Below are 8014 nucleotides of genomic sequence, written 5' to 3'. Positions count from 1 at the left end.
ATTACAACCGCGCCATTGCCAGTCTTCAGCGCCAGATTAGCAACTACCCTGACGGCAACCTGGCAGATACTCCCTAGAGACCTATGCCGCCGCATAACAAGTCTGAGCTGACCCATCAACCTGAGCTGCCAAGCCATAGGTCTGAGCTAACGATCGCCGAGCTGGCTCAGATCATGCAGGTGGTGATGCGATTTGGCACTCTGATGTTGCGCTGCGGCACGGTGAGCTTTCGCGTAGAGGAAGCCATGCGGCAGGTGGCGATGACCCTTGGGGTAGAGCGACTGGATGCTTTTACTACTCTGACTGGGATTACGGCGTCGGCGCATTGTGGCGCACTGCACTACACGCAGGTGGCGCGAATTTACAGCATCGGAGTGAATATGAGCCGTCTGAGCGAGGTAGAGTTTCTCTCTCAGCACATTCCCGCTGACGCGACTCCGAGCAGCCTCATGGCGACTCTGGATAAGATCGAGTCCCACCCGTCTCTCTACTCTCCTCCGCTGACGGTGATGGCGGTAGCGATCGCCTGCGGGGCTTTTTCGGGGCTAAATGGGGGAGGTACGGCAGAGTTTATGGCGGCAACAGCGGCGGCAGGCATTGGACAGTGGGTGCGAATGCGTATTAATCGTAGGTATCTCAATCCGATCGCCATTACGGTCGTGTGTGCGGCGATTGCTACGCTCCTCTGCAACTTTGCCCTAAAGAGTTTGATTTGGCTTGGGTTAGAGTCTCAGACCCAAGACTCTGCTTTCCTGGCGGCTGTATTGTTTCTGGTTCCCGGTATGCCGCTGGTGACTGCTGCCTTAGATTTGGTGCGGCTCGATCTGCTTTCGGGTATGTCGCGGGTGATGTATGCGTTATTGCTGCTTGCCGGAGGGGCGTTTGGTATGATGCTGGGCATGTCGCTGGTAGGTCTAAGTCTCACCTAGTAGCTCCGTCTAGTAGCCTCTCCCCATTCAGGTTCTTGCAATGGATTTTTTGCTAAATGCCTTGCTTAGCTTCGTTGGCACTTTGGGTTTCGCTATTCTTTTCAATACGCCCCGCAACGCGCTGTTTATCTGTGCGGCGATCGGCATGGGTGGACATCTGCTGCGCCTGACAGCAGAGAATTTGGGCATGGGCAGCATCAGCGCCACGTTTCTGGGCGCTTGTTTTGTGGGGCTGGTGGGAATTTTGCCTTCGCGATCGCTCCATCTACCGCTTGTGCTGTTTTCGCTGCCTGGGATCATCTGCATGGTACCTGGCACCGTGGCGTACAAGGCGCTTGTGTACTTTCATCGGGGAGATCTGTCGGCAGGATTGCAAGGCACGATTCAGGCAGGATTTAAGGTGGGGGCGATCGCCGCTGGCATTGGCACCGCCCGCATTCTCACCGATGCAGAGTGGGGATTTGAGCGCCGCGTGTGATTGTCTAGGCAGATTCTACGCCGTTTGAGGTTGAATTAGAATTGTCCATGCTAAAGCTGTCTATGCTAAGGCTGTTCAGGCTAAAGCTGTCCATGCAGAGAGAAAGCTAGGTTCTCAGCTATTTGGCAAACCCAAACATAAATCTGGTTGTCTCTAGGCGATCGCATGGCACACTAGCTAAAGCACTTGTCCAACTCCTTGATCCAGCTCTGTGAACTGTGAGTAACCCCTTAGCCCACTTATCTGATCCTCTACTGAATTCTTCATCAGCTGATGGTGCTGCCACCCAGAGCCGCAAGGCAGACCATCTGCGGGTTTGCTTAGAAGATGATGTGCAGTCTCAGCAAACGACTGGATTTGAGCGATACCGCTTTATGCACTGCTGCTTGCCAGAACTCGATCGCAGTGAAATTGACCTCTCCACGCGCTTCTTGGGTAAGACTCTGAATGCGCCGCTGCTGATCTCATCAATGACGGGGGGTACAGAGCTGGCGCAAACGATTAACTATCGGCTGGCAGCCGTGGCACAGCACTACAAAATTGCCATGGGCGTAGGATCTCAGCGGGTGGCGATCGAGAATCCGCAGGTTGCCGCAACCTTTGCCGTGAGATCGCTAGCGCCAGACATTCTCCTGTTTGCCAATTTAGGCGCCGTGCAGTTGAATTACCACTACGGCATAGAAGAATGTCAAAGAGTCGTCGATAGCCTGGAAGCCGATGCCCTGATTTTGCATCTGAATCCGCTCCAGGAATGTGTGCAAACTCAAGGCGATACCAACTTTCGGGGGCTGCTAGGAAAAATTTCCCGCTTGTGCGAGAAGCTGCCCGTCCCGGTGATTGCCAAAGAGGTGGGCAACGGTATCTCGGCTAGGATGGCTCAAAAGCTCATTGAAGTAGGCATCAGCGCGATCGATGTTGCTGGGGCAGGCGGCACGTCTTGGGCAAGGGTAGAAAGTGAACGCGCTCAGGATGAACGTCAGCGGCGGCTGGGCAAGACCTTTGCTGACTGGGGAATTCCAACCGCCGAGTGTATTACCGAAATTCGGGCGATCGCCCCTTCCCTTCCCCTGATTGCCTCTGGCGGTCTGCGTAACGGGCTAGATGGCGCTAAGGCGATCGCTCTAGGAGCCGACCTCGCCGGACTGGCACTGCCTTTCTTACAGGCCGCCGCCGACTCTGAAGCAGCGCTGCATACCCTCATGGAGGCTCTAACCGCAGAGCTTGCCACCGTGATGTTTTGCACCGGAAGTCCGACACTGGCGGGGTTGAGACAGCCCGGTGTGTTGCGGGTACTATGAGAGTGATCGGGGAGAGTGATCTGGCAATATCAGCCGCTGCAATTTGCTCCCTGCACCCCCACCCCACTTGATTAATAAATGCGCGACTTCTTCAAATATACGTTTGCGACCCTAGCGGGAATTGTTCTGTTTTGTACGCTAGGCATTGCTGGACTGACGGCGCTGTTGGTGACGATCGCCTCTAGCAGCAGCAGCACAGAACCCCAGGTTGAAGCAGACTCCATTCTGACGTTTGACCTATCCGAAGAGATTACCGACTCCAGCGCTGCGTCAGAACCCAGAGCCATCATTGGGGCAGCGCTATCGGGTGGTAGCCGTAGCTCTATCCCGCTACGAACGGCGATCGAAGCTATCCGACGTTCTACCACAGACGATCGGATTAAAGGGCTATTGCTGTATGGCAGTATTCAGCCTACGGGTTCTGGCTTTGCCACCTTACAAGAAGTGCGGCAAGCGTTAGAAGCCTTTCGTCAATCGGGGAAGCCAATCTTTGCCTATGATGACGTGCAGTGGCAAGAGAAAGATTACTATCTCGCTTCGGTGGCGAATACGGTGCTGCTCAATCCCAGTAGCCTACTAGAAATTAATGGCTTCAGCTCTGAAAGCACCTTTTTTGCGGGGGCACTGGAAAAGTATGGGGTGGGCATTCAAATTTTGCGGGTAGGCAAGTTCAAAGCTGCCACTGAGTCGCTGACGCGATCGCAAAGCAGCCCGGAAGCCAAGGCGCAGACTCAGGCTCTGCTCACCGATCTCTGGAATGAGTTTGCCACTGCGGCGGCTAAAAGCCGGAAGCTAACCCCGCAGAAGATGCAGGAAATTGCCGATCGCCAGGGATTGCTGATGCCAGAGGAGGCAAAATCTGTGGGCTTAATCGACAAAATTGCCTACGAAGACGAGATCGTTGCCGAGCTTCAGGGGTTGACGGGACAAGAAAAAGGCAGTGAAACCCTGAGACAAATTGATTTGTCCAACTACGCGGCGGCTACATCCTCTGCTCGGCAGTCCTCCAGCAATCAAGTTGCCGTTATCTATGCTGAGGGAGATATCGTCAGCGGTGAAGGCGGCACCGGACAAATCGGAGGCGATGCTCTGGCAAGGCTGCTTCGTAAGCTGCGCCAAGATGACAGCACTAAAGCCGTAGTGCTGCGGGTCAACAGTCCGGGAGGCAGCGCTACGGCATCGGCTCTGGTGGCGCGAGAAATGTCGCTGACCCAAGCCAAAAAACCTGTCATTGTTTCGATGGGCACCTACGCGGCATCGGGCGGTTATCAGATTTCCGCCAACGCTAGCCAAATTTTTGCCTCACCCACGACCATTACCGGATCGATCGGCGTATTTGGAGTTTTGCCCAACGTCCAAGGCATCAGCAACAGCAACGGTATCACCTGGGACACGGTCAAGACTGCGCGTCTGGCGGATGGTGACACCGTTTCGCGCCCCAAAACCCCAGAGGAGCTGGCGATCAGTCAGCGAGTGGTCGATCGCATCTACGATCAGTTCATTAGCCTGGTGGCAGAGTCGCGTCGCCTGCCTAAAACAAAAGTTGCCGAAATAGCCCAAGGTCGCGTCTGGTCAGGGCTACAGGCTCAGAAAATTGGTCTGGTCGATCAGCTAGGCGGGTTAGAAGATGCCATCAAAGCTGCCGTCAAAGCGGCAAACTTGTCGGACGACTGGCAAATTGAAGAATATCCTAAGCCACGATCGTTTGAAGAGCAACTTGGCAAGCTTTTAGGCACTTCAACTCGCGCCACTACGCCTGTTGACCCGCTGACCCAGCAGATGGAGAAATTGGGCAAAGATCTAGAAATCCTGCGATCGATGAACGATCCGCTTGGAGTTTACAGCCGTCTGCCGTTCAACTCCGATATCCGTTAGCCTCTCATGCGCCTCTAGGGGGCAGGTATGGGTGGGGGCATGACTGCGCCAGTATCAGGCATATCAGAAGCCGCGCCAGTGTCAGGTGCGATAGGCTCACTTTCTGCTGCCCCTGAAGGAGTTGCCTCATTGGGGTCACTTGCCTCACTGGGGTTACTTACCTCTGGGGCGGTGCTCGATCGCCCACCCACCGATTGGTTCAGATGATCATAAACTGTGCCAGCCATCTGCCGAATCAGCTCTTGAGCACGATCGTCGTTGTGGGGGCGCTTCACCATGAGAGTAATGGCATAACGCTTGCCGTTCGGCATATCAATAATGCCTGTATCGCCCACCAGAGAGCCAATGTCGCCTGTCTTGTGAGAGATGGTGCTGCCTTCCCCTAGAGAGGTGGGCAGCAGCGTGTCTGTGATAGTATCCTGCATAATGTCGAGAGCACGATCGCGAGATTTCATCGACAACAGCTCTCCTTGACTCAGCATCGCCATCAGCATTGAAAGCTCTTTAGGCGAGGTGGTGTTTGTGCCTGTTAAATCGGGCAGAAGTTGACGAAGAGTCGTTTGCTGCAAGCCCCATTGACGGAATCGCTGGTTTACCACCTCCATGCCGCCCAAACGCCGAAGCACCATATTGGTTGCTGTGTTGTCGCTAGTGATGATCATGTTGCTGATCGTTTCCAGCACCGTATACTCCGATCCCACCGGAGTATACTGCATGTCTCCAGAACCTTCTGCCAGATCAACCTGCTGTAAAACTAGCTTTTCATTCAGCCGTACCCGACCCGCATCCACATCTTGCAGTAGCGCAATCAAAATCGGCACTTTAACCATGCTGGCAGCAGCAAAGCTAGAGCTACCGTTGAGGCTAAAGTAATCGCCTGTGTCCAGATCCACCAAAAATGCCCCTGGAATTAAGTCTTCGCTTTCCTGAGCCATGGGCAAAATTTTGGGCGTGAGTCCGGTGAGTTCCTGCCCTTTGGCAAGCAGAGTTGCAGCGGTCGATCGCCCTCCAAGGTCGCCGCCACCAGAACCGCCGCCCAAAGAAGCAGAATTAGCCCGCTGAGTTGCTAACGCCGAAGGATGAATTGCAGGGTTCCAGATTGACAGCACCGTTCCAGCGATCGCGCCCACGCCCACCCCCAGAATCAACAGGCGTACTAAGTGCAGTAAGGGCGGAGTTGGACGGCGATCGCGCTTCTCTCTGGGCTTACGTTGGAAGTTCGCATCTCGATCTGTTTTGCCCTGTCTGGCAGCCACTTTGGCTCTGAGGGCAGCTGTTCCAGGCTCACCCCCCGGTGCGGCAAGACTGTCTGTGGAAGACCCTACTGACCCACGCATTCCCGATCGCGGCTGATTTTTAGAACGGATAGACTCTCGTCTTGGATCATCCCTTAGCTCTCTGAAAATAGAAGTCCTAGAGTCTGAACTATTGGAATGGCGATGGGTTGCTCCACGCTGAGTGCTCAAGGGCTGAAATCGCGCCCGATCCAAAACGGCATCACGCCCTCTTCCCTGGGGTAATTGCTGCTGCGGTGGCTGCGGGGGGGAAGACCGACGACGGGCTGCACGGCGCCGCTGCGACTCTCTTGGATGACTCGATTCCAGCACAGATGATACCTCTAACACAACTGACTCTTAACACCACCAGCTCTTGTAGTGAGCGATACCCAGCTCTTGTAGTGAGCAATACTATGTGACGAGCAATACCCTGTAGTGAGCAATACTAGACAGGAAACTGCTAAACCGCATATCTCCTCTCAGCCTCACCCAAATTTTCTTTCAGAAACAGGCTGTCTATTTTTAGCAAGCTTGCTGACTTCTGGCAAGAACTTGGAGCCGCTAGTGCGGAAAACAAGTTTTATGAAGTAACTCGCCCTAAAGACTAACGGATCTCCGGTATTGCAGAGAAAGGCTTTACAAAACTTCAAAAATTTAGACGATCGCCTAAACGATACTGCAATCGATCAAAAAATCAGGATTTTCGAAGACTCAAGTTATGCTGATGAAAATAATAAGCTCACTGAATTAAGTCCACTGAATACCTTGCCACTCTCACGCTGAAGTTAGGCTATGCCGAATCTATTCCGCAAATTTGGGCTTAGGAGCGATCGCCCCTACCTCGCCAATCTTGACCTGAATCATCCCTATCTCACCAAACTGACGCTGTGGTTGGGGATTCCGGCAATGCTGTTGCTGCCCAGCGGTTTGGGGGTATGGGCAGTCGCTCAGCTTTTTGGCTTACCAGAATTGCCTAAGTGCCTGACGGTTTCCTGGACAGACGACAACCCGGCAACTCGCCTGTACTGTGCCGAAATTAGCGCCGATCGCTACACGCCTCAAGACTTACAGGAGGCGATTCAACTTGTCAGTTCCATTTCTCACGATCATCCCCTGCGCCCTGAATCCGATCGAATGATTCAAAAATGGTCAGCCAATCTGTTGCAGTTGGGAGAAGCAGCCTATCAAGACGGCAAACTTGAGGAGGCACTTAGCATTGCCGAGAAAATTCCAGACAATGTGCGCACCCGCACTCTAGCGATCGATCGGATGCAGAAATGGCAAGACACCTGGAAACAGGCAGAAGAGCTTTATGAAGAAGCCCAAACTAAGCTGCAAGATAGAAACTGGTTTGGTGTCATGGTCTCTGCTAGACGATTGCTAACCCTGGACAATCGGTATTGGGCAACGACCCAACATCAAGAGCTAATGCGGCAATTGCAGGTTGCCAAAGAAGGCTCTGAAAAACAGATTCTTGCTCGGCAGAAGTCGAAGCCCCTCTCTAGCCCTGCGCAAAACTTTTTGGCTCGGATCAATCAAGAGCAGACCGCCGAAGCTAAAGCGCATCTAGGAAAAGCCAGGAGCCTTGCTAGTCAGGGAGATTCGGCAGCGCTGCAATCAGCGATCGGTGAAGCCCAGCAGGTCATTTTTGGGAGTGATGGTTATGAAGAAGCCCAACAGCTAATTAGTAGATGGCGGCAGCAAGTTGAGGTGATAGAAGATCGTCCTCATCTCGATCGCGCCATGGCTTTAGCCAGCAAGGACAACGAGGCTGATTTACAGGCAGCGATCGCTGAAGCCAATCAAATTAGCTGGGGACGAGCACTCTACGACGAAGCCAATAGCCAGGTCGAGCGGTGGCGCGATCGCGTTTTTGAGCTAGAAACTGCCGCCCGTAACCAACAGCTTAATGAAATGTCCAGAAGCAGTGAATTAACCGGAGGCGGGTCGGCAAGCTCCTATCAGCCAGCTTCTCTGCCTGCCCAGCCCAGCCCAGCAGAAATAGAAGGCGATCGCTCTGCGGTAGAGCCGATCCAGAATGAGCCAATTAACCAGTTTCCTGTCGATTTACCGTCTGCCTCTCCCATTGCCCAACCCTGATCTCAATTACAGCTGTCGCCAGTTTGCTTAGAATATTTTGGGTGGGGCGCGAAGCGC

6 protein-coding genes are annotated in these 8014 nt (G+C 53.7%); 5 read left to right on the top strand and 1 reads right to left on the bottom strand.

The features are described from left to right. Window positions 1-83 precede the first annotated feature (83 nt). The 4 genes from AC5JMP_RS14800 to sppA all read left to right on the top strand — a co-directional run bounded on the left by AC5JMP_RS14800 (window position 84) and on the right by sppA (window position 4580). Window positions 84-929, top strand: a complete 846-nt coding sequence (locus tag AC5JMP_RS14800) for a threonine/serine exporter family protein (RefSeq protein WP_495852251.1) — start codon at window positions 84-86, stop codon at window positions 927-929. A 40-nt stretch (window positions 930-969) separates the two neighbouring features. After that, window positions 970-1407: a threonine/serine exporter family protein gene (locus AC5JMP_RS14795; protein ID WP_495852250.1), complete on the top strand. Its 438-nt coding sequence runs from the start codon at window positions 970-972 to the stop codon at window positions 1405-1407. A gap of 254 nt (window positions 1408-1661) precedes the next feature. After that, window positions 1662-2705 carry a type 2 isopentenyl-diphosphate Delta-isomerase gene (gene fni / locus AC5JMP_RS14790; protein ID WP_495852256.1) on the top strand — a complete coding sequence of 348 codons (1044 nt, stop codon included), beginning with the start codon at window positions 1662-1664 and terminating at the stop codon, window positions 2703-2705. A gap of 78 nt (window positions 2706-2783) precedes the next feature. Beyond that, window positions 2784-4580: a signal peptide peptidase SppA gene (sppA, locus tag AC5JMP_RS14785; RefSeq protein ID WP_495852249.1), complete on the top strand. Its 1797-nt coding sequence runs from the start codon at window positions 2784-2786 to the stop codon at window positions 4578-4580. A gap of 14 nt (window positions 4581-4594) precedes the next feature. Here the strand turns inward: sppA and AC5JMP_RS14780 are convergent, their stop codons facing one another. Next, window positions 4595-6187 (bottom strand): serine hydrolase, encoded by a 1593-nt coding sequence (locus AC5JMP_RS14780; RefSeq protein ID WP_495852248.1) that lies wholly within the window; start codon window positions 6185-6187, stop codon window positions 4595-4597. A gap of 462 nt (window positions 6188-6649) precedes the next feature. Here AC5JMP_RS14780 and AC5JMP_RS14775 point away from each other — a divergent pair, with 462 nt between their 5' ends. After that, window positions 6650-7957, top strand: a complete 1308-nt coding sequence (locus AC5JMP_RS14775) for a hypothetical protein (protein ID WP_495852247.1) — start codon at window positions 6650-6652, stop codon at window positions 7955-7957. Window positions 7958-8014: the final 57 nt, after the last annotated feature.

The sequence above is a fragment of the Drouetiella sp. genome, assembly GCF_059504425.1.
The sequence above is the reverse complement of the archived record's forward strand: the minus strand, read 5'-3'. Positions and strand labels throughout refer to the sequence as shown.